Consider the following 23,872-nt stretch of genomic DNA (forward strand, 5'->3'; position numbering starts at 1 on the left):
ACGCAATGCGTCACCTGTTTTTGATATGATATATGCGCGCCTCAAAAGGCTGAAAAGTAAATATGTCCTCCGACCTATCTTCTTTCTGATAGTTATAGAGTACAAGCGATTCATCTTTCATTTTAAGGGATTCATCTTTTTTCAACGTCACTTTATCATGGCTCAAATTTCCAATGATTATAAACTGATCACCTTCATACGTTCTCGTATATGCAAATACTTTAGTATCTTCAGGATAGATTAAATCAAATGTTCCATATGTTAATGTAAGATGTTTTTTCTTAAGCTGAATTAATTGCTTATAGAAATTTAAAATGGAATTTTCATCTTTCTCTTGTTTAAATACATTGATATCTTCAAAATTTGGGTTTACTTTAAGCCACGGTGTTCCTTTCGTGAACCCTGCATTTTTTGTATCATCCCACTGCATCGGAGTTCTCGTATTATCTCTCGAGATACGTCTTAGCATCTCCATCACTTCTTCTTTAGGCACACCTTTTTTGAGTTCTTGATTGTAAATATTCTTTGCGTGTACATCATCGAAATCTATAATATCTTCAAATGGATAGTTCGTCATACCTATTTCTTGCCCTTGATATATAAATGGTGTCCCTTGCTGCAAGAAATATACAACGGCATGACTTGTAGAACTTTCATACCAATATTCTTCATCATCTCCCCATGTAGATGACACCCGTTGACGATCATGATTCTCAATAAACAGTGCATTCCACCCTTTATTCTCAAGTCCTTTTTGCCAGCTATTCAGAACATCTTTATACCCTTTAATATCAAAACTCTTACCTACGTTATGATCCCATAAATTTAGATGTTCAAATTGAAAGACCATATTGAATTTGCCGTTTTCTTCACCGACCCATTCATCTGAGTCTTCAATCGTTACGCCATTGGCTTCACCCACTGTCATGATGTCATATTTATCAAATGTATTTTCTTTAAGTTCCTGCAAGTGTTCTTGAATACCTGGTTGATTCATATGTCCTTCGAAAGATTCTGCGTAGCCTAGCTTATCTGCTCCAGGCAAATCTCCCTTATCAAAACTTTTCTTAATATGACTAATCGCATCCACCCTGAATCCATCGATACCTTTGTCCAGCCACCAGTTCACCATATTATATATCGCTTGGCGCATATTTTCATTTTCCCAGTTTAAATCTGGCTGCTTTCTACTGAATACGTGCATGTAGTATTGATTCGTCGTTGCATCATATTCCCATGCCGAACCTTCAAATATACTAGCCCAGTTGTTAGGCTCTTTATCACCTTTGCCGTCTTTCCATATGTACCAGTCACGAAATTCATTATCTTTACTCTTCTTAGATTCTACAAACCAGCTATGTTCATCGCTTGTATGATTAATAACAAGATCTAGAATCAATTTCATGTCTCTTGCATGTACTTCATAAAGCAAGCGATCAAAATCTTCCATCGTCCCAAAGTCTCGCATAATCTCCTGATAATCACTAATATCGTAACCATTATCATCATTAGGAGACTCAAATATCGGACTCACCCATATGACATCGATACCTAATTCCTTTAAATAATCGAGTTTCTCCGTGATACCATTGATATCACCAATTCCATCACCATTAGAATCCTTAAAGCTTCTTGGATAGATTTGATAACAGACCGCTTCTTTCCACCATGTTCTAGTGTTCAAAATGATAACCTCCTATTGTTGTTTATAAATTTTCTGTTCTTCAACAATCATGTCATCCGCAATCTGACGAATTTCATTCATATATTTACTGATTGCTTGAAATACTGGAAATGCATTGTTAATTCCAACTTCAAGTATAGATGTAACAACCATTGAAATTGGATTAACACTTTTTATTTTAAAGGACGTTCTTAAAAGCTGCACGATTTTAGCAAATTCCATCGCTTTGTTCATCTTTTCATCCGAGCGTTGTTGTTCAAATCCATCAATAAACCCTTGAATTGTAATCCATTTTTGCGCATGTTCAATAATGTCATCTTCCTGTATTTTAAAGTGACTCATTATCGTGCGTTCCAATGATTTATAGCGGGCTTTCAAAAGGATTATTTTAAAGCTTGGCGTAAACAATTTCGGAAAGGCAGACTGAACCTTATAATTTAAATAGCTTTCTTTATATTTATCATCTTGAAATCGATTAATAAATAACGCTTCTTCAAACATAAAGATTTCGTCCAGCGCCTGTTTTAACGAATCAATACCGGTATGATCTACTACGCTTGTAAATATATAAGATTGCTTTTTATTGATTATTTCTTTCATCATCACATTAAGTTCTACATCTTTATCACGAACTAACGCCTCTCTATTATCTTCACCTTGCACATCGATTAATGTATCCACTTTATTGTATATAAACGTAATGTCTTTACCTTGCTTCGCTAAATATTTAATTATTTCTATATCTACTGCTTTTATCTTACTCGAAAATACGTATAGATAATGATTTATATTTATGTTCTGAATAATTTTTTTTTATTTTTTTACTGTCATAACTTCCGTTCCAACACCTGGAAAATCAACAAGAAAGCCATAATCATTATAAGCATAAGTTTTAGTATCAAGCGTTGCATCAGTTTGAACAGATATATATGCTTTACTCTCACAAAGCAAGTTGATAAGCGCACTTTTTCCTGCATCAGGCTGTCCAATAACTCCTATCTTATCGTTTGACCTATTTCTCACAAAAGTCGTATACGCCCTTATTAACGGGTGCTTATCCATCATACCCACTCCACTTCACTCTTTTAATATGCATTCCCTTTTGTACAATATATTATGCATCAATATAATATTTTATACTATTGAATTCATGTGGGTATTATAAATTTTTTCTCATCAAATAAAGAAAATATGGTGCTCCTATAATGCTTACGAGAATACCCGCCGGTATACCTGCAGGAGATACAAGAAGGCGTCCCACCATATCTGCAAAACTGAGTAATATTGCACCAATCACGATTGTCACCGGGATAAAACGTTCATGTCTTGCGCCAACAAGTTGTCGTGCGATGTGTGGGCTTATCAATCCTACAAATGCGATGCTTCCACATACAGATACAGCACTTGCACATAATAAGACTGAGATAATCACAGCATTACGACGTTCTACTGATAAATTAACACCAACACCTGTCGCTACATGATCATGAGTATTCAATATATTCAGTACTGTTAATTTTTGCATGATATATGGCAGACAAATAAACAATATTATCCCTAGCATGATTACAAATGACCAACTGTCTCCCCAGATCTCCCCGCCAAGCCATTTCGATATAAACTCTACATCTTCTTTATTAAAAGTTGAAGTCAGCATCATCATCGCACCGCTTAGAGCAGTAGAAAGACCGATTCCTACAAGTATCATCTTTACTGGATTAATACCTGTTTCTTTATCATAGCTTAATTTAAGCACGACACCGATTGTAATCAAAGCGCCCATCATGCTAAAAAGAGGTAACACATAGATAAAGTTGCTACTATCTACAGGTATAAATATCATCAACAACGCAATGAAGAAGCCACTCCCTGCATTGATTCCCATTATTCCGGGGTCCGCAAGAGGATTCTTCGTAATACTTTGCAAGATGGCACCGCTTAGAGCAAGTGCGACGCCTCCCATTATCGTAATGAGTAATCTCGGCAACCGAAACTCATAAAGAATCATAGTTTCTGTTTCATCTCCAGCTCCAAATAAGGTGCGTAACAAAGTGGTGGGGGCCATTTTAAAGTCTCCTGTTGTCATACTGATGATAATCACCATAAACAATAATATTATAAGCGCAACCATCACGAACCACTGCCTTGTTATCTTATTTATGTTCACATCGTCCCATCCTTTCTAACAAGATATATGAAGAACGGAACACCGATAATCGATACAATCGCTCCAATAGGTGCCTCGCCCGTCTGACGTGCAATAATATCTGCCCAAACTACGAAGATTCCACCGAGTATCGTTGTAAATGGCAACAACTTTCTATAATCAATACCTACAAGCATCCTAGCGATATGAGGCACCATTAACCCTACAAATGCAAGGGATCCTACTAAAGCAACAGCTACACCTGCAAGTATCATCGTGAGCACTGAGAATAACACTCTCGTCTTTGATGTATTTACGCCTAATCCTGCAGCCATTTCATCTCCTACACTTAAAATTGTAAGCTGTCTACTGAATATAAATAATAGCAACAGCGTAATCAGAATCACCGGTGCTGCATAAAATATATGTTGCCACGTTGTTCCTGTTACACCTCCGCTTGACCATAATAAATTGCTTTGGTTCGTCTTAAAATATATCGAAACTCCCTGTGCAAGTGCGGTCATCAATGTACTTACCGCTGCTCCCGCTAAAATAATTTTCATCGCGTTAAATCCTCCACGCTTTGAATTTCCCAGCATAAGTACAATTGTCCCACCGATAATCGCACCGATAAATCCTGATAACATAATCATCATAAAGTTCGCACCCGGTACAATCGCAAACATAATACTGATAAATAACAATGCCCCCGCATTCAGACCGATAAGCGCTGGATCTGCGAGTGGATTTCTCGTTATTCCTTGCATTACTGCACCACTACAAGCAAGGCTCATACCAACAAGCATCGCTGCTACTTCACGTGGCATTCGAATTTCACGAATGATGTTATGGACCTCACTATTATTATAATGAAGCACAGCTTGAACGACTTCGTAGAGGCTATAATTTTCTGAACCTAACATAAAAGAAAGTAGCAGCGTAATCACTAAAAAAATCATGGATAATAAAAGCCCTGAGTAAAAATAATTTTTGAAGAGGTAAGTTCTATTCATAATCTTCAACTACATCTTTCATATAATGTCTGCATAATAAATCATAAGTCACAAGCATCGGTTTACCGTTACGTGGATCATTAGATAGCTCCGCATCAATATTAAATACTTTCGCCAATATATCTTTCGTCAGAACTTCTTCTGGCGTACCTTCTTTAATAATCTCACCTTCTCTCATTGCAATTAAATGATCAGAAAAGCGAATTGCCTGATTAATATCGTGAAGCACCATAATGATTGTGCATCCTTCTTCTCGATTCAATGTTTGTACAAGCTCCAGTATTTCAAGTTGATGTGAAATATCCAGATACGTTGTAGGTTCATCAAGAAAGATAATGTCCGTCTTTTGTGCAAGCGCCATAGCAATCCATACGCGTTGTCTCTGACCACCTGACAAATCATTTACATTACGTGTTTTATAGTCCCATGTTCCAGTCACACGAAGTGCCCAGTCAATTTCCATCTTATCTTCAGCTGATAGACGTCCAAAGCCTTTTTGATATGGGAATCTGCCATAACTTACAAGCTCCTCTACACTTAGACCATCCGATACATCGGGTGACTGAGGAAGTACTGCAATTTTCTTAGCCACGTCTTTTGTCGATTGCTCGTGAATATTTTTTCCATCAAGTATAATTTCACCTGTCTTCACCGATAATATACGCGACAAACCTTTAAGTAATGTAGATTTACCACATCCATTCGGACCAATGATTGATGTAATCTTATGATCTGGAATGGAAATGTCCAATGATTTTACGATGTCTTTGTCTCCATAGCTGATTGTTACTTTATTCCCTTGTAATCTGCTCATGATACCCAACTTTCTCTCTTATCATTAATTGATAATGATTATCAATATTGATATTTTAATGTATAATATTTATTATAGCAAGATTTAGCAGAAAGGAACTGAGAATATGAAAGATGTAACAATCATCGGCGGAGGCCCAGCCGGATTATATGCAAGTTTCTATGCAGGATTAAGAGGTCTAGATATCCGAATAATTGAATACAATGATAAGCTTGGAGGCAAACTCAATCTCTATCCAGAAAAGATTGTATGGGATATCGGGGCTACAACACCTAAACCCGCAGCACTACTGATGAAAGATTTAGTAACTCAAGGTAAAACCTTTCGTCCAGAAGTGCTTCTCAACGAAAAGGTAATCAATATAAAAAAACACCACAGCCATTCATTCGAAGTTATCACTAATAAGCACTCTTATTTTTCTCGCAGTGTGATTATCGCAATTGGTTCAGGTATTATTAATCCGATAAAATTAGATATTCAAGATGCGGAAAGATTTGAAATCAATAATCTTCATTACGTCGTCCCTTCCCTTACAAGATTTAAAGATAAGGATATCTTGATATCTGGCGGCGGAAATACTGCAATTGACTGGGCGAGAGACATAGCACCATATGCTAATAGTGTTCACATCATTTGTCGCAAAGAAGATTTCAAAGGTCATGAAGAAATGGTCAATCAATTAGATCAGTTAGGCGTCATTAAGCTCAACAACCAATGGATACATTCTTTTAATGCTCAAGATGACTATATCACTTCTGCAGTCATCAAAAAACAAGATGATACTGTTTATACTTTAGCTGTAGATGAAGTCATTATCAATCATGGTTTTCACATGGATTCCGAACTCCTTGATAAGAGTGATATCAATCTTCATCGTGCAGATAATTTTTATATTGCAGGTAATGCAGATGGCAGTACAAATATCGATGGTATTTATGCTATCGGTGATATATTGAAACACGATGCAAAAGTGAATTTAATCGCAGGTTGTTTTCACGATGCTGCAATAGCAGTCAACAAAATTAAATCATATATCGATCCCTCTGCTGAACAGTATGGTATCGTTTCAAGCCACAATCCTTTATTTGAAGAAGAAAATAAAAATATCAGAGATGCATTCATTCATTCCGATACATCCTTAGGCTAAGAACTATCTCTTCTGTCAAAATAGCATCATAAGCACAGGAAAACCCGACCGATAAGTGTTATTAACACATCAGTCGGGTTTTGTATTTAGAGCATCAGTCTTCTGTCATAAATCCGTTACCAAGTACGTCACGTACATCATGTACGACTACAAATGCCTGCTCATCAATTTTTTTGATCATACGTTTTGTACGTGTTAACTGCAGCTTATTGATCACACAATAAAGTACATCTGTTTCTCTTTTAGAATAATAACCACGGCCATTCAAAATCGTAACACCTCGCCCGATATCTTCATCCAGCATCTTCGCTATCGGATCTGGGTTCTGAGAGATGATTGTAATGGCTTTCTTAGGGTTCAATCCTTCAATCATTACGTCCATCGCCTTTGTACCGATATATAAGCTAAGTGCTGTGAGTAGTGCACGTTCTACCGGAATAACAGTAAGTGATAATGCCACTACAATTAAATCAAAGAACAGTAACGCATAAGAAGTGTTTACATCCAGATATTTATGTGCGATTCTCGCTAAAATTGTCGTTCCTGCCGTCGTACCACCAACGAGAACAATCATCCCGATACCTACACCAATTAGGAATCCTCCAAAGATCGTACTTACTAATACTTCATTTAGATGAAGTTGCAAAGGTTCTGTAAGCTTTAAAAATACAGAAAGCGAAATAATAGAAATAATCGTTAAAATCATCGAACGCTTAGATAAAAATTTGAATCCCACAATAAGCAAGATTACATTCATAATTAACGTGGTAATTGCGGGTGACCAACCAAACTTGTAAAGGAAAATCAATGACATCCCAGTTACGCCGCCTTCACCCAAATTTGCAGGAATAATAAATACATTCACTGCGAGAGAGAAAATTAATGAACCTAATATAACGAAGAAAATCGATTTTGCTGAGATTTTCATATATACCCTCCTTTTTGTCATAATCATCGTTAATAAGCTTAACGAAAATTTAATTCACTTTCAACAGTGATACTATAATTCTCTACTTATAAAAACCCCAGACAGTCATAGAAGGAGAAATTTCCTCATACCGTCCAGGGGGTTTATCCATTGCAATCAATTAATTATCGTTTAATTTATTTAGCTGAAAAATGGTGTTTGAATCGCTTTTAAAGTTTCTACCGATTTTGCAAACTTTTCTTTTTCTTCCGTATTTAATGGTGTTTCTAATACTTCTCTGATACCATTTCTGTTAATAATTGCAGGAACGCCGATATATACATCGTCGTGGCCATACTCACCATTTAATTTCGCAGATACTGTCAGTACAACATTTTCATTATTTAAGATTGCTTTAGAAATACGCATTAAGCCCATTGCAACTCCGTAATAAGTGGCACCTTTGGCTTTAATAATTTCGTATGCCGCATCACGCGTATTAACAAATATTTCTTCGATTAGTTTTTGTTTTTCAGGGTTTTCATTCAAAATGTCATAAAGTGAATTACCTGCAATATTTGTACCGCTCCATACCGCTAATTCCGAATCCCCATGCTCTCCAATAATATAACCGTGGACACTGTTAGGAGAAACATTAAACTCTTGACTTAATAAATGTCTAAAACGCGCAGTGTCTAGTATTGTACCAGATCCTATAACTTGATTTTCAGGTAATCCAGAGAATTTTTGAACAGCATAAGTTAATACATCTACTGGGTTCGTTGCAATTAAGAAGATACCATCAAACCCACTTTTCATAATCTCATCGACAATTGATTTAAAGATTTTCATATTCTTACCAACTAAATCTAGTCTTGTTTCTCCAGGTTTTTGTGCTGCTCCTGCACAAATAACTATTAAAGATGCATCATGACAATCTTCATACGTACCATATTTAACTTGCATTGGACTCGGTGCATAAACGACACCATGATTTAAATCCATTGCATCACCTTTAGCTTTATCTTCATTAAGATCGATGATAACAAATTCATCACAAGCACCTTGGTTTAACATCGCAAATGCATAACTAGATCCTACTGCACCATTACCTACAAGAACTACTTTATTGCCTTTAAATTTTTCCATCTTTATCTCTCCTTTAATAATAATTGATTAGAGTACTAAACTAAGTGCGAATGTCCAGATACAAACAAATACAAGTAATGCAATACTATATTTCAATGTCATACTTAATAACTTCGATTCTTGACCAACTTCACCAACAGCTGCAGTAGCAATCGCTATAGATTGAGGAGAAATCAGCTTTGCCATAACACCACCTGCTGTATTTGCTGCAACAAGCAGTGCTGGATTTGTGCCAATCGTATGACCTGCTGTTGCCTGGATAGAAGCAAATAGAACATTGTTATTTACAACAGAGCCTGTCATAAATACCCCAATCCAACCAAGTACAGGTGAAAGTAGCGGGAATATTGACCCTGTTTTGGCAATGGCTTGACCCATCGCTACAGTTAAACCACCATAAGTTGTTAACTTCGCAATCGCTAAAATTGCACAAATTGTGATAACTGGTATCCATAGTTCTTTAATTGTCAAACCGAGTAATTGAAATGCTTTACCAAAATTGATTTTAGGTGAAGTGATGATCGTAATCAGAACTGCAAGTAAGATTGCTGTCCCTGTCGCTCCAATTAGATCAAGTTTCAGCATTACACCTTTTTGCAATGTTTCATTGAACGTTCCTGGCATTTGGAATGTTAGAATCGATTTCTGTAATATGCCACCTTCTGCAAACAGTGCTTTAAATGCAGGTAAGCTCCATAAAAGTACTAGTCCAGTCAAGAAGATGAACGGGCTCCAGGCTGAGATAATCTCCTTAATTGGATGATGTACTGTTTCAACTTGATCATCTGATAATCGGAATATATTCTTCGGCTGCCATTTGTTACAGAATATCGCCAATGCTGCCATTGCAAGTAAAGACGGAATAATATCTGCGAGTTCAGGTCCCATAAAGAGTGTAATCAATACTTGTGTAACTGCATAAGTTAAACCTGAAACTAAAATTGCCGGTAAAGTTTCTTTAATCCCTTTCATACCATTTAATACAAATACAAGCACAAATGGAATAACAATATTAATTATAGGTAGTGTATACACGGTCATCTGTGACACATCCATTGCCGTAACGCCACCTTTTAAGCCTAGTGTATTTACAATTCCTACTGGGATGCCGATTGCTCCAAAAGCTCCAGAAGCGGCATTAGCAATCAAACAAAACATCGCAGCTTGAAGTGGCTTAAATCCAAGTTGTACAAGTAACACGGCACAAATTGCGATTGGTACTCCAAACCCAGCTGCACCTTCCAGAAAAGCATTAAAACAAAATCCTATCAGCAATAACTGAATGCGCTGATCAGGTGAAATTCCTGAAATAGAATCTTGGATGACCTTAAACTTACCACTTTCTACTGAAACTTTATACAGCCAGACTGCCATAATAATGATGTAACCAATCGGGAACAATCCTTGTACAACACCTTCAGTTACACCACCTACAGCGACTGCTCCTGGTAATTTGAAAACGAATAAAGCAATAATTGCTGTAACTACAAGCGTAATCAGTGCTGCATTTATCCCCTTCATTTTAAAGGCGGTTAAACATAATAAAAACAAAATAATCGGTACTGCTGCAACGATAGCTGATATTGCTAAGTTACCAAATGGATCAAACGAACTGACGAACATAAGACATTCTCCTCTTCTTTTAATATAAAATAATCATAATATCATGAAATAAACTGTTGCATTTTATTTAAATATTTCTTAGCACAGCTTTATAATACTACCTGTATAGAGGGATTGCAATACTTTTGTGATTATTTTCACAAATAATACAGAGAAAGCGATTTCAATTAGAGCAGAAGCTTTACTTTATATATTTACGATAATTAGATCCTTAAACATAAAGAAACAAATAAAAAAAGGACTGAGACTTAATGTCTCAGCCCTAAATTTTCTTACCAAGTAAATAATCCAACAAACGCTGCAGATAGTAACGATACTAGAATACCTGATAATAACATCATCGGTACATATTTACTTACAAAATCAGAAGTTTTTTCGTTCACAATTCCTTTTAACGTCCCAATAATCATACCAATAGTTGAGAAGTTAGCGAATGAAATCAAGAATGTTACAAGTACTGCTGTCATATGCGGCGAGAAAGATTTCAGTTGATCTTTAACTCCCAGCATAACAACAAATTCATTAGTGATAACCTTTGTTGCCATATGACCACCGACAACTTTCGCTTCTGCCCAAGGTAAGCCTAAAAGCATGGCAAATGGTGCCATTATCCATCCTAAGATAATACTTAATGTTAAATTACCCGGGAATAGTCCTAATATCATGTCAATAAAATGTGCCAATGAGACAAATGCGATTAAAAATGCAATAATAATTAAGATTAACTTTCCTGCACCAAGTACTGAATCTCCTAAGAATGAGAAGAATGGCTGACGTGTCTCAGCTTTAATTTCAACAACATAGTCTTCTTCAGGTGTTAACTTAACAGGATTTAAGATTGTTGCGATAATAATAGCATTGATAATATTTAATGGAATTGCAGTTAATACCAATTCCCCAGGCATCATAGAAATATATGCACCAACGATAGATCCAGAGATACAGCTCATAGACATTAATGCAATAGTAAGGACACGCGCTTCGTTCATTTGCTTTACTTGCGCATTTGATACCGCTAATGCTTCTGTATTTCCTAAAACCATCATTTCAATAGAATAAAACGACTCAAATTTCGGTTGTCCTGTAACCTTACCGATCACCCAGCCCATCCATTTAATGATAAATGGTAATACTCCGATATACATTAAAATATCAAACAGAGGAACTACGAAAAGAATAGGTAGTAAAGCTGAAACAGCCATATCCATCTTGCCAGGACCAGGTGCCGTGAAGCTTGCAAAGGGCATTCCGATACCATAATATGCAGCTTGCAACATCCAACTAAAAGCATCCGCTACTTTTTGAACGCCGATTCTCCCGTATGGGAATTGTGTAAAGAACCAAGCCAAAAATAAATTAAGCACTAACATAATTACGACTGATTTCCAGTCGATGTTCTTTCTATCGCGAGAAAACAAGAATGCAACAAGAATAAAAACAAAGATACCAATAATGTTCAATATTAAATAAGTATTCATCTTTTCCACCTTTAATTAAATTTTACATCCATGATTATACCATGGTTTTTTTGTTTTAAGTACACTTTTTTTCAATAAAAAACGAACATTTGTTCATTAATATAAGCTATTTAATCTAAAAATCGAATATTAAGGCATTTTGGCTAGTGATAGTACCAGTAATATTTGTTTTTTTAATATAAAATTTATAGTATTCAATAATTATGATAGAATAAATCTATAATTTTAATAAACAGATCGAGGTCAAAGAATGAAAGTTTTAAATCGTGTCTTCTCATTTTCAATATGTTTTTTATTTTTGTTTTCATATAAGGCACTTGCTAAAGAACCCTATGAAATTGCGAATGATGCTGGGAATTATATTGATGCATCATATAACCCTAAAGGTACCATAGTAATAGCACAAAAAAATGGTCAAGTACTCTATTCAGATGATGCAGATACGAAATGGCCCCTTGCTTCCATGTCCAAATTGATGACATTATATCTATTAATGCAAGAAATGGATAAGGGTGAAATTACTTTCAATACTAAAGTTAAAGTAACGGATAAATTTTATAACATTTCCAAGTTACCAGCATTAAGCAATAATAATCTTAGATTAAATGCCGTTTATACCGTTGATGAACTTATGCCAATCATGCTGACAAATTCAAGTAATGCAGCTACATATATGTTATCAAGTCTCGTAACAAAAAATGATTCCGAATTTATAGATAAGATGAATCAAGAAGCTAAAAGACTCGGTATGAACAGTACGAAGTTCTATAATCCTGTAGGTGCTCCTAATAATTTACTGAATGAATATAAAGCAAAGAAGTATCCACAAAATGAAGATAATATATCGAGTGCTAAAGATTATGCTATACTATGCCAGCATCTCGTGAGTGAATATCCAGGAATACTGAAATATACGAAAAGAGTCGATGTTACTGTAAAAAAAGGTACCATCGATGAAGAAACATTTCATACATACAATCATTCATTAGAAGGTGCTAAACTTGGATATAAAGGAGTTGACGGTCTTAAAACAGGTTCGAGTGATACGGCCGGCTTCAATACCGCGATAACAGGGAAGAAAAATGATATGCGTATCATACAAGTAATGATGGGCGTCGAAAGCTGGTACGATCCACCAGCAGAATTTAATAGAAATATTATGGCAAATGCAATAATGGATGAAGTATATAATGAATACGCATATAAGAAAGTACTTGCTAAAGGCGTCCATACAATTAACGGGCAAGAATTATATGTGCACTCAGACTTATATGATATTGTTAAGAAAGATGTAAAAGGATCATTCCAGTTTAAGGACGGCAAACTCTCTTACCACTACAAACGTACATTTGTCTCAAATGAATACCATGCTCCAACTGTTAAAGCCGAAGATAACAAGAAGTATGAACAACGTCTATTCTTCCAGGAAAATATGTGGTGGATTGTTTTAGTAAGTACTGTATCCATTATTGCTGGATTATTGTTACTGTTATACTATTACAGACCACATCTCTTTAGAAATTTATGGGATGAAAAATAGAAATATTATTTTGACATATATTTTGATTTCAGTTAAAAGCCTAAACGATGCATAAATGTGCGATAATCGTTCAGGCTTTTTATCATATTAATTTAATTCAATCTACTATTGTAATCTTTAATCCTTGTTCATACTTCTCGATACACTTTCTAAATGTCGTTAAATAAATGATTAAACCGAATAGCGCTACCGACATTAAGACAATTATATAATGCAGCAATAAGTTTAGATGCATACTACCAATGATGAATTGTAAAAAGACAACTACACCGATAAAACATGCGAGTATGATCAGCTGAATAAAACTCATACCAGCAGAAATACGTTTATTTACATTCTTCTTACTTATTTGAGGTTCAGTTAAACCGATATTGATTCCAAGGAGCGACAAGCTAAACGCTGTTATAAAAGCTGAAATTACACTAAATAATATATAAATAATATTAAGCTGAATGAACAGACCAAAAATAATAAGAGGAACAGAGAATAATGAAGCACTCAACACAGAAACCATCTGCCACTTAGCTTTTACTACATCTTTGAAATTAATCGGCAAACTATAAAGCATATCAAACTGTTCTGCATCTTTCGCAGCAAATTGTGCAGATAGGATTGTTACAACATATCCCGTTCCTCCAATAGCAACACCAAATAGCGTTGTTGCTTTAGTAGCTTCAGACCACTCAAGCATCTCTTTTATTCCCCCTGACTGCAGAATGATAAATACGAAATAAGGAATCGGAATAATCACCTGCGGCAGCATATTTGCTACCTCTCTGAAGTCTCTGAACAACATCTTCAAATCTTTAAATCGAAATGCTTGAACAGGTGTCATGATTTGTTGTTTATAAACAGTTGTTTTTCTTTGGATGGTTTCTGTTGCAAAATCATGCTGCCCATATTTCAATAATAGTTTAAATAATATTACATAGATAATGGCTCCAATGATAATTATCACAGTTGCAGCGATGTATGCCGTCGGGACTCCATATTCTAAATGCATCAACTCACTTAGCTGATTAAATAATAAAAAGTCTGGTAACGGTGTCAATGTTCTGCCGATGAAATTAAGTGGTCCTATATAAATAAAATAACTTACTGCACCAAACACACCAATTAATGCAGTCATGATTTCATTTATTTTGTTTTTCGGCAGTACTTTAGTCAGCATATAGATAAAAGCAAACGTGAGTGCAGTATATATTAAACACAAACCGAGCATAGTGATAAGTGTCGTAAATATTACGTGAATATTATCTAATTGGCGGTACAAGTTAGCAGCCATAGTAATTGAAACAATCAAATAAATCCACAATACCGATAATAGCCACATCTTTATCATCTTAACTAAAAAAATATGCGCAATACTAATTGGTAATGTCATTAACTGCTGAATATCTTTTGCAATAAAAAAATCATTAATAATCGTTTTTACTGAACTAAAAAATAATACTAATGACATAATAAGATAAATATAAGAAGTAAATATGATTTGCTGTTGTGCATCTTCTTTTGTGTAACCACTCGTTATTAATACGCTTGTCAACGGCACAAAAATAATAATGCTTATGATGATACCAAACATCGTCCATCCTTTATTATTATCAGACATCCCTTTGAACGTATTTAAAAAACTGCGCCACTCCATCTTCAGCATCGCATTAATCATATGACACCTCATGCTTACCAGTCACTGCAAGGAATATGTCTTCAAGGCTGCGACTATGTTCTGGGTGAAGTGCATATAACTGCTGAAGCGTCCCTTCCACCTTTAAGTTCCCTTCGTAAATAATACCGATACGATCTGCAAGTTGTTCAGCAATTTCTAATATATGTGTCGTTAAGAAAACTGTCTTTCCAAGACTTACTTGATGGCGTAAGTAATTCTTTAAATTTCGAGTGCTAAGCGGGTCCAATCCAACTGTCGGCTCATCCAAAAAGATAATTTCAGGCTCATGCATTAAATTGGCCACCAGTACAATCTTTTGGCGCATACCATGCGAATAATTTTCAATTTGCTGATTGGTTTTCCCAACAAGTTCAAACAAAGATAATAGTTCATTCTTCTTTGTTTCATATTGCGTTTTATCCATTTGAAATATCGATGCATAGAAATCTAAATACTCATCCCCTGTAAGTTTACCGAGCGTGTTTGGTGTATCGGGAATATATGCAATTCGACGTTTAATTTCCAGAGCGTTACCTTGCAAACTTTTATTAAACATTAAAACTGATCCATATGTAGGCTGAAGTAAGTCCATCAACATCTTAATTGTTGTAGATTTACCTGAACCGTTAGGTCCTAAAAATGCATAGAGTTCCCCTTTTTTTACATTCAAGTTGATATGGTTCACAGCAAGCTTCCCATCAAAGTCTTTCGTTAAATCATGCGCTTCAATTACAAAATTAGAATCATCCATAGCATTCTCCCATTGTTTTACATTTATTATAATATATACAATCGTATAAATAATAGACTTATTTCATAAAACATTAACGATGCATCGGAGGCCTGTATCTGGCTGTCATTTAATATACAAGGGGGCCACGCGTTAAGTCTTCTATTACTTTTGGCACACTTCAATGCTTGTATGTGCCACTCCCCAAGCTTTTGGCACACTTCAACGCTCGTGTGTGCCACTTTCTATGCTTTTTTTGCGGATTTATAATACTCATCATTACTAACAAAGTGTTTATTCAAAACTCGTCTTACAATGTTTCTATGTCGCCTTCCAATCCACTTATTTGCTTCCGTAATGGTAATACCTCTATTTAATAACAGTTCTAATTCCATTAATGCTGTATACACCCATTCTTCTTTTGTTTTAACTTGGTTACAAATTATGCATGAAACATTTTTATCTTTATTATCTCCTAACGTAATCGACATCCCACACACTTCACATAATATTCCCGACTGAATATTATTCATATCGAATTCTGGTCTACGTTCGTATAGCGATATTGGTTTTTGAATAGTTTCAAAATAGTTCAAGACGTCTAATTCTATCTTACCAACAGGATGCTCACTGTGTAGGTGCTTCATTAAATATTTAATATCCTTAAATAAGAGCATTCCTTCTTCTTTTACATCGATATCAAATCCCGGTTGAATGAACACCATTTTACATACAACTTGATGCGGTAGACCGAGCATTTGTTTCAGAGATTCCATGCCTTCTTTCATTTGTTTATATTGTGATATTGGACTCTTTATAGTTTTACCATCCTTTCGCCACACTTCTCTTTCATTTTTATATGTACGATGATGCCCTTTAACATCTAATGCATAGATTGTTTCTCCTGTAATAATAAGCCGATCAACTTCAAAGTGATGATAATAGTGTTGCATTGTTAGATTAAACCTCTGAATATAGTTGTCGTTTAAAGGAAATGTGTCATTAAATAGTTTCTCTCCTTGATATCCATACGCACTATAATGATAATCATCTGAGAAGTGATAGTTCTCCATTCTTCTATACACGCATTCCTCAATTAACATAAGTTTCGGTTTTATTAACATAAAAAAATCCCTCCTTATTTGATATATATATATATCAAATAAGGAGGCTTTCTTTTATTTGTCGATCATTGCATTAAATTTCAATATTTTTCACCGAAATAGCTCTAATACTTTGCGCAAGAACGGTACATGTAATAATGATAACGATAAATGGAATAATCGAACTTTCCCCCATTACACCAACAAGGGGTGATAGTATACCACCAATTAAAAACTGCATTAATCCTAATATTGCCGATGCACTGCCAGCACCTTGATTCTGCACTTGCATTGCGACAGAAAATCCAGTCGTCCCTATCATACTAACCGGAGTAATCATCAAGAAGAACGCGGTACACAGCATCCATACCGGAAGATGGAATAACAATACTATCACTGTAAGTATCACCCCAACGAGCTGAATATTTTGTCCTAGCTTCAATATCTTAAGTTCATCCATTTTATTTACAAGTTTAGCGGTTAACTGACTGAATCCAATTAAACCTATACCATTTAATGCAAATAGATAACTGAATTGCTGTGCATTCATATCATATATTTTCTGGGTAATAAATGGAGACCCTGAAATATAGCTGAACAATATACCATATGTTAATGATTGGAGCATCAACATCGTCACAAATGCTTTATTTGTTAGCAATAATTTAAAATCCTTCCAAATTGATTTCAATGCGCCTTCATTTCTGCTAGATTTCGGTAAGCTCTCCTCTAAAGTAAGTGATAAGAGTACCATCAATACACCATAAACCGATAAAATATAAAAAACAGTATGCCATGTAGATATGCTCAATATAACGCCACCAAGTACGGGAGCAAGAACAGGTGCAAGTCCATTAACAAGCATCAGCACTGCTAAAAACTTTGTCAGATCTTTCCCTTTATATAGATCGCTCGATATCGCTCGTGACAGTACAGCTCCTGCACCACCACAAAATCCTTGAATAAATCTAAATAAAATAAGCCATTCTATCGTAGCTGCACGCGCAGCAAAGTAAGAAAATAAAGCATATCCAATAAGTACGATAAACAACGGTTTCTTTCTCCCGATGACATCACTGATGGGTCCTACTATAATCTGACCCACCGCTAAACCTATCATACAAGCAGTCAGACTGAGCTGAGCAAAGGAAGCGCCTGTGCTAAGGTCATCTGCTACACGTGGTAAAGCAGGCAAATACATATCTAATGATAACGGTCCAAAAGCTGCTAGTAATCCTAATGTTAATATGAGTATGAGCTTATTATCTTTCTTCATATACTCCCTCCAATGTTTAATATTAATTACTATACTAGATTTCATCCAGTAAGCATATCATTTGTTTAGTCATCCATAAAAAGGGTAGATATAGATATAACCAATCTATTGAAAGAAGGTATATTATGACAAACGTAATCAATGAATTACACACAGATTTATATATAAATGGCGAATGGATAACGACACAAGACAAGAAAGATGTCATAAATCCGGCAACTGGTGAAACAATTGCACAAATCGCGCAAGCTAACGAAGCACAAGTAGAAGAAGCGATTCATACAGCTCATGAAGCTTTTTCTGGATGGAAAGCACTTGAACTTAAAGAACGTGTTACTTATCTCCATAAAATTGCTGACTTATTAGAAGAAAATGCAGATCGTCTTGCTGAAATTATGACGTTAGAACAAGGGAAACCTGTGAAAGAATCTAAATTAGAAGTACTTTCAGGTGCTGAAAGCTTTAGATGGAATGCTGAAGAGTCACGTCGTCTTTACGGTGAGCTTATCCCTGCACCAAACAATCATAAATACGAAATTATTTATGAACCAATTGGAGTCGTTGCAGCGATTACACCATGGAATTTCCCATCTGGTATGATTACACGTAAAATTGCACCAGCACTTGCAGCAGGAAATACAATTGTTCTTAAACCTTCAGGAGATACTCCTTTATCAGCGCTCGCGATATTTGAATTATTCGAACAAGCAGAGCTTCCTAAAGGTGTAGCAAATATTGTTATGGGCAGTTCTAAAGAAATCGGTCAGGCATTTACTGATTCTGATAAAGTAAATAAGATTACTTTTACCGGTTCTACACCTATTGGTAAAGCATTATACGAGCAGTCAGGCCAGACTTTAAAGAAAATGTCTCTTGAGCTTGGAGGCCATGCGCCATTTATCGTTCATGAAGATGCTGATATCGAGGCAGCTGTAAAAGGTCTAATGGCTGCAAAATTCCGTAATAATGGACAAGTTTGTATTGCACCTAACCGAATATTTGTTCATAGTTCCATTAAAGATGAATTTATGGATAAGCTTGTTCCTGAAGTGGAAGCACTTAAAGTTGGCAATGGCTTAAATGAGGAAAGTGATATAGGTCCATTAATTCGTGAAGATGCGATTGATAAAATCAAAAAGCAGATCGTGAATGCTACAGATAAAGGGGCAACACTTGTCACAGGTGGTCATAGACTTACTGAGGGTGAGTATTCTAATGGTTTCTTTATACAACCTACTATATTAGATCATGTTAATAAAACAATGGACATTTTCTATGAAGAGACATTTGGACCTGTAATTCCTGTTATTACATTCGATACAATTGAAGAGGCTCTCGCTATGGCCAATGATACAGAGTATGGTCTTGCAAGCTATGCATATGCAAGTGACAGCTCTGTTATCCAACAAATTTCTAGAACTCTAGAATATGGCATGGTCGGAATCAATGAAGTTGCAATTTCAAATCCAGAAACGCCATTCGGTGGTGTAAAACATTCTGGATTTGGTCGAGAGAATTCTCATCTTGGTATTAAAGAGTATGTGACAGCAAAATTTGTAAATACACAATTTCTATAAGTAAAGATGGCTTCCACGCCATCTTTTTTTATTTACAAATACTCTGTACTCTTTTATACTTATGTAGTTAGTTAGGCTAACTATATAAGTATAAAAGAGGAGGTGCCTTACTATGACAAGAACGCTACAGCAAATGCAATTATTTGATCACATCCTCGCCTTAAGGAAAGCATATGTTGATCATATGAACAAATCGTTAATTTATTTCGGTCTGTCGTCCGCTCAATGGCTCGTACTCAAAATTATCGTGCGCAAACAATCTACGACATTAGTCGAAATCGCTAAGCTACGTAATATAGAAAAGCCCACAGCTACAAAGATAATTCAGTTTCTTATTCAAAATGAATTTATTGAAAGTAAAGTTGGACAAGATAAGAGGTCCCGCTTACTTACCCCTACAGCTAAAGGACACACAACTTATGAAGAGGTCATGATAATGATAGAGACTGTTCAAACCAATTATTTAAAGAATATCGATTCTGACACATTACTCATTATTAACGAGGCGCTCTCAACAATTAAAATATCTGAAGAATAGAAAGGATCTGTTATATTGGAAGAAAAATTATGGACTAAACCATTTATTATGGTTTCTTTAATCAATTTTATATTAATGTTATCAATGTTTTTATTACTCGTTACAATCGGTGGATACGCTGTCAGTGAATATCATGTCTCTACGAGTACTGCCGGACTCGTATCTGGAATCTTTATTGTAGGAAGTTTGTTCGGAAGATTCTGGGCCGGAAAAAATATCGACATATTAGGACAAAAGAAAGTACTCGTAATCGGCGTACTCATATTTACGATTACAACCGCACTCTACTTCGCATCGTTCAACTTAGCGTTACTTCTTGCGATACGATTTTTAAATGGTATGGGCAATGGGATTGCTTCTACAGCTACAGGTACGATTGCTGCATTTATCACCCCAATAAAACGTCGTGGGGAAGGCATCAGCTACTTTAGTATGAGCACAGTGATGGCAACTGCTATCGGACCATTTCTGGGATTATCTTTACTTCAATTCATTTCCTATAGACAACTCTTTATTTTCTGTTTAGTACTTGCAGTTATCGGTCTATTAATGGTGCCTCAAGTTAAAGTGAGCCATGAAGTAAAATCTATGACCTCACATGCACCGAAAGGCTTCCATATTTCAGATTATATCGATATTAATGCAATTCCTATCTCAATTGTTGTGCTTATTTGCTGTACAGCATATTCAAGTGTACTCAGCTTTATTTCATTTTTCGCAGAAGAGAACAATTTAATTACTGCAGGAAGTTTCTTCTTTCTTACTTATGCACTAGTTGTACTGATATCTCGTCCGATCACAGGTAAACTTATGGATAGTAAGGGTACAAATATCGTAATGTACCCGGCACTCATCTCCTTTTTCCTTGGGTTATTATGTTTAAGTATCACGCATGCTGTCTGGACTTTAATATTAAGCGCTGCATTACTAGGATTTGGATACGGCAACTTTCAGTCTATTGCACAAGCAACAGCAGTTAAAGTTACAGATCATGAAAAGATGGGTCTTGCAACGAGTACATACTTTATCTTTTTAGACTTTGCACTTGGATTCGGTCCTTATGTATTAGGATTATTTATCCCGGTGCTTGGGCTGCATGGTCTGTATCGTTACATGAGTATCCTAGTAATTATCGGAATGGTTGCATATTATATGCTACATGGAAAAAAAGCACATCTTTATTCTTAAATTTTTTCATATCCCTTTACTCTAGTTGTAAATTACTGCACAATATAATTTAGGATTAAATTTATGGATGTGAACAATTTGAATATATTTTTAACTGGTGCAACTGGATTTGTTGGTGCACAACTAATCAATAAGCTGCTACAGAATAGTAATCATCATTTGTATATTCTATATCGTGATGAAGCACGTAAGAATAAGTTAATTACTAAGGAAAATGAAAGCCGCCTCCACTTTGTTCAAGGTGATATCACCTTGCCTAATTGCGGTCTTGAGAATAATGTTATAAAGATGTTTCCAGAGATGGATTACTTTTATCATCTTGCAGCATTAGTGAAATTTGATGAAGAACTGCGCAAGGATCTATTTAATATCAATTATCACGGGACATTACACGCACTTAACCTAGCACAAAATCTAAATACAAAGCATTTCTTATACGTATCGACAGCATATACTGTCGGGACAAGCGAATATGCTAAGGAAGTCCTTCATCCAATGGGTACACCCGTAAACAACCCATATGAAGAGAGTAAGATTAAAGCGGAACACGCAGTCGCTGAAAGTGGATTGACATATTCAATTTTACGACCTGCGATTATTATCGGAGATTCTGTAACGGGCGAGGCAGATTCTAAGTTCACGCTATACGGATTTATGAAAGCATTGAAAGTATTCAAACGTAAAATGGAACGTAAAGGACTTCTTGACAAACAATCATTCCGATTATTTGCAGATAATAACTGCACATCTAACCTAGTGCCTGTTGATTATGTCGTTAGAGTATTAACACATGCAATCCCTCATGCTGAACATGAAATGATATACCATATTACTAATAATCAACCACCAGAAAATTTAAAAGTACTTGAAATGATAAAGAGACATTTACAGTTTGATGCATTAACTGTTGCACCAACATCAGCGCGTTCTACAATGAACGCTGAAGAGGCTATACTTAACGGCTTTATTCATGTGTTTGAACCATATTTCAAGAAATCTATTGTATTTGAAGAAAATAATACTAAAGCATTATTAAGCGAAGTGAATGAATCGACACTACAACTTACAGACGATAATCTGGATTACATTATCGAAGTATTCTTTAAATAAAAACGAGAATGGAATTAAATTCCATTCTCGTTTTTAAATTGTTCTTTTCTTTGCATAATTACGATAATAATCTTTAAATGTGATAAACACTTTTCTCTTCTCATCGTAAAGTTTATATTTAATCGTCTCCAGACTTTGTTTAAATGTGATTGTCGTCGCATACTGCAGTGGTTTAACTTCTTCGTGTGCAGTTTCCAGATAGTAATTTGGAATTCTCGGACTTAAATGATGCACATGGTGGAACCCAATGTTCCCTGTTAACCACTGCAATAATTTTGGTAATTTGTAATATGAACTACCTTCAACTGCAGCTTTAACATAATCCCACTCAGAGTTCTCTTCAAAATAAGATTCTTCAAATGTATGCTGAATATAGAACATCCATATACCAAGCATTGCCCCGATAAACATAATTGGCAGAAATACCGCTGCAAAGAATGCAAATCCAAAGTACCAGATAATAGATCCATACACGACCAAGATTGCAATATTATGAAAATACGTATTTAATTTTTCTTTCTGCTTAGCACCTTTACTATTAATTCTGTTTGTAACGAACAATAAATATATCGGCCCTAAAACAAACATAACAACTGGATTACGATACATACGATAACCACGTTGCTTCCATTTACTTGCTGCTTCGTATTCATCAATGGTCATCATCCATATATCCCCGATGCCTTTCTTATCAAGGTTACCACTTGTTGCATGATGAATATTATGCTCTCTGCGCCATTGCTGATACGGAAACATCGTCAAAAATCCAGTAAAATTTCCCATTGCATCGTTCCACTTCTTATTCTTAAAGAACGAACCATGACAACAGTCATGAAATATAATAAACGTTCGAACTAGGAAGAATGCTGCCACAATACTAACAGCTACTGATATCCATGGAGAAACACTGTAACTTAACATACTTATCGCTACAAGCACTAAATAAGGAACCAGTGTATTTAGCACCTGGACTAAACTTATTTGTAGTGCTGATTTCTCATAAGGCTTAACCATCTTTCTTAACATTAACTTCTTGTCTCTTTCCATAAGTCACCTCTAAATAAAATAATAATGAAACCACGATACCGAAGAGGATTGTTAGTTAATATTATTACCTAGTGCTAATTTTATTACTACTCTATTATAACGTTTAATTTGAATAATAAAAGTAAAAAATAGC

21 protein-coding genes are annotated in these 23,872 nt (G+C 35.4%); 6 read left to right on the forward strand and 15 right to left on the reverse strand.

Annotation, left to right across the window (positions count from 1 at the left end):
- Positions 1-10: 10 nt before the first annotated feature.
- The 6 genes from CD152_RS09505 to CD152_RS09530 form a co-directional block, all read right to left on the reverse strand.
- Positions 11-1,687, reverse strand: a complete 1,677-nt coding sequence (locus CD152_RS09505) for a glycoside hydrolase family 13 protein (protein ID WP_407943924.1) — start codon at positions 1,685-1,687, stop codon at positions 11-13.
- Positions 1,688-1,696: 9 nt separating this feature from the next.
- Positions 1,697-2,365 (reverse strand): hypothetical protein, encoded by a 669-nt coding sequence (locus tag CD152_RS09510; RefSeq protein WP_103214697.1) that lies wholly within the window; start codon positions 2,363-2,365, stop codon positions 1,697-1,699.
- 132 nt (positions 2,366-2,497) lie between these two features.
- Complete coding sequence (locus tag CD152_RS09515; RefSeq protein WP_169926192.1) at positions 2,498-2,746, reverse strand: GTPase domain-containing protein; 249 nt, start codon at positions 2,744-2,746, stop codon at positions 2,498-2,500.
- A 97-nt stretch (positions 2,747-2,843) separates the two neighbouring features.
- Positions 2,844-3,851 (reverse strand): FecCD family ABC transporter permease, encoded by a 1,008-nt coding sequence (locus CD152_RS09520; protein ID WP_232237438.1) that lies wholly within the window; start codon positions 3,849-3,851, stop codon positions 2,844-2,846.
- Positions 3,848-4,843, reverse strand: coding sequence for a FecCD family ABC transporter permease (locus CD152_RS09525; protein WP_012656078.1), 996 nt, complete (start codon positions 4,841-4,843; stop codon positions 3,848-3,850). The genes CD152_RS09520 and CD152_RS09525 overlap by 4 nt, the downstream gene beginning before the upstream one ends.
- A complete protein-coding gene (locus CD152_RS09530) occupies positions 4,836-5,657 on the reverse strand; it encodes an ABC transporter ATP-binding protein (RefSeq protein ID WP_012656077.1) in 822 nt (273 codons plus the stop codon). Before CD152_RS09530 ends, CD152_RS09525 begins: the two co-directional genes overlap by 8 nt.
- Positions 5,658-5,763: 106 nt before the next feature.
- Here CD152_RS09530 and CD152_RS09535 point away from each other — a divergent pair, with 106 nt between their 5' ends.
- Complete coding sequence (locus tag CD152_RS09535; protein WP_101140706.1) at positions 5,764-6,804, forward strand: NAD(P)/FAD-dependent oxidoreductase; 1,041 nt, start codon at positions 5,764-5,766, stop codon at positions 6,802-6,804.
- 94 nt (positions 6,805-6,898) lie between these two features.
- Here the strand turns inward: CD152_RS09535 and CD152_RS09540 are convergent, their stop codons facing one another.
- From CD152_RS09540 to CD152_RS09555, 4 genes are all read right to left on the reverse strand, one after another.
- Entirely contained in the window at positions 6,899-7,732 is an 834-nt protein-coding gene (locus tag CD152_RS09540; protein WP_103214699.1) for a YitT family protein, read from the reverse strand.
- A 180-nt stretch (positions 7,733-7,912) separates the two neighbouring features.
- Entirely contained in the window at positions 7,913-8,860 is a 948-nt protein-coding gene (locus CD152_RS09545; RefSeq protein WP_012656074.1) for an L-lactate dehydrogenase, read from the reverse strand.
- Positions 8,861-8,887: 27 nt separating this feature from the next.
- Complete coding sequence (locus tag CD152_RS09550) at positions 8,888-10,483, reverse strand: L-lactate permease (protein WP_101035595.1); 1,596 nt, start codon at positions 10,481-10,483, stop codon at positions 8,888-8,890.
- A gap of 272 nt (positions 10,484-10,755) precedes the next feature.
- Positions 10,756-11,961 carry a NupC/NupG family nucleoside CNT transporter gene (locus tag CD152_RS09555; RefSeq protein ID WP_101030950.1) on the reverse strand — a complete coding sequence of 402 codons (1,206 nt, stop codon included), beginning with the start codon at positions 11,959-11,961 and terminating at the stop codon, positions 10,756-10,758.
- Positions 11,962-12,211: 250 nt separating this feature from the next.
- Between CD152_RS09555 and CD152_RS09560 the strand changes: the two genes are divergently transcribed.
- On the forward strand, positions 12,212-13,501 hold the full coding sequence (locus CD152_RS09560; RefSeq protein WP_103214700.1) for a DUF1958 domain-containing protein: 1,290 nt from the start codon (positions 12,212-12,214) through the stop codon (positions 13,499-13,501).
- 97 nt (positions 13,502-13,598) lie between these two features.
- Here CD152_RS09560 and CD152_RS09565 read toward each other — a convergent pair whose 3' ends face one another.
- The 4 genes from CD152_RS09565 to CD152_RS09580 all read right to left on the reverse strand — a co-directional run bounded on the left by CD152_RS09565 (position 13,599) and on the right by CD152_RS09580 (position 18,279).
- Positions 13,599-15,170, reverse strand: a complete 1,572-nt coding sequence (locus CD152_RS09565) for a hypothetical protein (protein ID WP_103214701.1) — start codon at positions 15,168-15,170, stop codon at positions 13,599-13,601.
- Positions 15,163-15,921 (reverse strand): ABC transporter ATP-binding protein, encoded by a 759-nt coding sequence (locus CD152_RS09570; protein WP_101140709.1) that lies wholly within the window; start codon positions 15,919-15,921, stop codon positions 15,163-15,165. Before CD152_RS09570 ends, CD152_RS09565 begins: the two co-directional genes overlap by 8 nt.
- Before the next feature lie 224 nt (positions 15,922-16,145).
- Positions 16,146-17,024 carry a nuclease-related domain-containing protein gene (locus tag CD152_RS09575; RefSeq protein ID WP_103214702.1) on the reverse strand — a complete coding sequence of 293 codons (879 nt, stop codon included), beginning with the start codon at positions 17,022-17,024 and terminating at the stop codon, positions 16,146-16,148.
- Between the two features lie 73 nt (positions 17,025-17,097).
- On the reverse strand, positions 17,098-18,279 hold the full coding sequence (locus CD152_RS09580; RefSeq protein WP_103214703.1) for a multidrug effflux MFS transporter: 1,182 nt from the start codon (positions 18,277-18,279) through the stop codon (positions 17,098-17,100).
- Between the two features lie 125 nt (positions 18,280-18,404).
- Between CD152_RS09580 and CD152_RS09585 the strand changes: the two genes are divergently transcribed.
- The 4 genes from CD152_RS09585 (at position 18,405) to CD152_RS09600 (ending at position 22,692) form a co-directional block, all read left to right on the forward strand.
- Complete coding sequence (locus tag CD152_RS09585; protein WP_103214704.1) at positions 18,405-19,856, forward strand: NAD-dependent succinate-semialdehyde dehydrogenase; 1,452 nt, start codon at positions 18,405-18,407, stop codon at positions 19,854-19,856.
- A gap of 112 nt (positions 19,857-19,968) precedes the next feature.
- Positions 19,969-20,394, forward strand: a complete 426-nt coding sequence (locus CD152_RS09590) for a MarR family winged helix-turn-helix transcriptional regulator (RefSeq protein ID WP_086037907.1) — start codon at positions 19,969-19,971, stop codon at positions 20,392-20,394.
- A 15-nt stretch (positions 20,395-20,409) separates the two neighbouring features.
- Positions 20,410-21,582 (forward strand): MFS transporter, encoded by a 1,173-nt coding sequence (locus CD152_RS09595; RefSeq protein WP_103214705.1) that lies wholly within the window; start codon positions 20,410-20,412, stop codon positions 21,580-21,582.
- A gap of 69 nt (positions 21,583-21,651) precedes the next feature.
- A complete protein-coding gene (locus tag CD152_RS09600; RefSeq protein WP_232237523.1) occupies positions 21,652-22,692 on the forward strand; it encodes an SDR family oxidoreductase in 1,041 nt (346 codons plus the stop codon).
- 33 nt (positions 22,693-22,725) lie between these two features.
- Here the strand turns inward: CD152_RS09600 and desA are convergent, their stop codons facing one another.
- Complete coding sequence (gene desA, locus CD152_RS09605; protein WP_041635767.1) at positions 22,726-23,739, reverse strand: Delta(5) desaturase DesA; 1,014 nt, start codon at positions 23,737-23,739, stop codon at positions 22,726-22,728.
- Positions 23,740-23,872 lie beyond the last annotated feature (133 nt).

Origin of the sequence: Macrococcoides caseolyticum (assembly GCF_002902665.1) — a bacterium.
Taxonomy (GTDB): Bacteria; Bacillota; Bacilli; order Staphylococcales; family Staphylococcaceae; genus Macrococcoides; species Macrococcoides caseolyticum.

What these genes read in the sequence shown, in the direction of transcription:
- CD152_RS09560 (WP_103214700.1), top strand. Translation starts at nt 12,212, where the DNA reads ATGAAAGTTTTAAATCGTGTCTTCTCATTTTCAATATGTTTTTTATTT.
- CD152_RS09555 (WP_101030950.1), bottom strand. Translation starts at nt 11,961, where the DNA reads ATGAATACTTATTTAATATTGAACATTATTGGTATCTTTGTTTTTATT.
- CD152_RS09575 (WP_103214702.1), bottom strand. Translation starts at nt 17,024, where the DNA reads ATGTTAATAAAACCGAAACTTATGTTAATTGAGGAATGCGTGTATAGA.
- CD152_RS09585 (WP_103214704.1), top strand. Translation starts at nt 18,405, where the DNA reads ATGACAAACGTAATCAATGAATTACACACAGATTTATATATAAATGGC.
- CD152_RS09545 (WP_012656074.1), bottom strand. Translation starts at nt 8,860, where the DNA reads ATGGAAAAATTTAAAGGCAATAAAGTAGTTCTTGTAGGTAATGGTGCA.
- CD152_RS09565 (WP_103214701.1), bottom strand. Translation starts at nt 15,170, where the DNA reads ATGATTAATGCGATGCTGAAGATGGAGTGGCGCAGTTTTTTAAATACG.
- CD152_RS09515 (WP_169926192.1), bottom strand. Translation starts at nt 2,746, where the DNA reads ATGGATAAGCACCCGTTAATAAGGGCGTATACGACTTTTGTGAGAAAT.
- CD152_RS09530 (WP_012656077.1), bottom strand. Translation starts at nt 5,657, where the DNA reads ATGAGCAGATTACAAGGGAATAAAGTAACAATCAGCTATGGAGACAAA.
- CD152_RS09525 (WP_012656078.1), bottom strand. Translation starts at nt 4,843, where the DNA reads ATGAATAGAACTTACCTCTTCAAAAATTATTTTTACTCAGGGCTTTTA.
- CD152_RS09580 (WP_103214703.1), bottom strand. Translation starts at nt 18,279, where the DNA reads ATGAAGAAAGATAATAAGCTCATACTCATATTAACATTAGGATTACTA.
- CD152_RS09540 (WP_103214699.1), bottom strand. Translation starts at nt 7,732, where the DNA reads ATGAAAATCTCAGCAAAATCGATTTTCTTCGTTATATTAGGTTCATTA.
- CD152_RS09590 (WP_086037907.1), top strand. Translation starts at nt 19,969, where the DNA reads ATGACAAGAACGCTACAGCAAATGCAATTATTTGATCACATCCTCGCC.
- CD152_RS09570 (WP_101140709.1), bottom strand. Translation starts at nt 15,921, where the DNA reads ATGGATGATTCTAATTTTGTAATTGAAGCGCATGATTTAACGAAAGAC.
- CD152_RS09550 (WP_101035595.1), bottom strand. Translation starts at nt 10,483, where the DNA reads ATGTTCGTCAGTTCGTTTGATCCATTTGGTAACTTAGCAATATCAGCT.
- desA (WP_041635767.1), bottom strand. Translation starts at nt 23,739, where the DNA reads ATGGAAAGAGACAAGAAGTTAATGTTAAGAAAGATGGTTAAGCCTTAT.
- CD152_RS09535 (WP_101140706.1), top strand. Translation starts at nt 5,764, where the DNA reads ATGAAAGATGTAACAATCATCGGCGGAGGCCCAGCCGGATTATATGCA.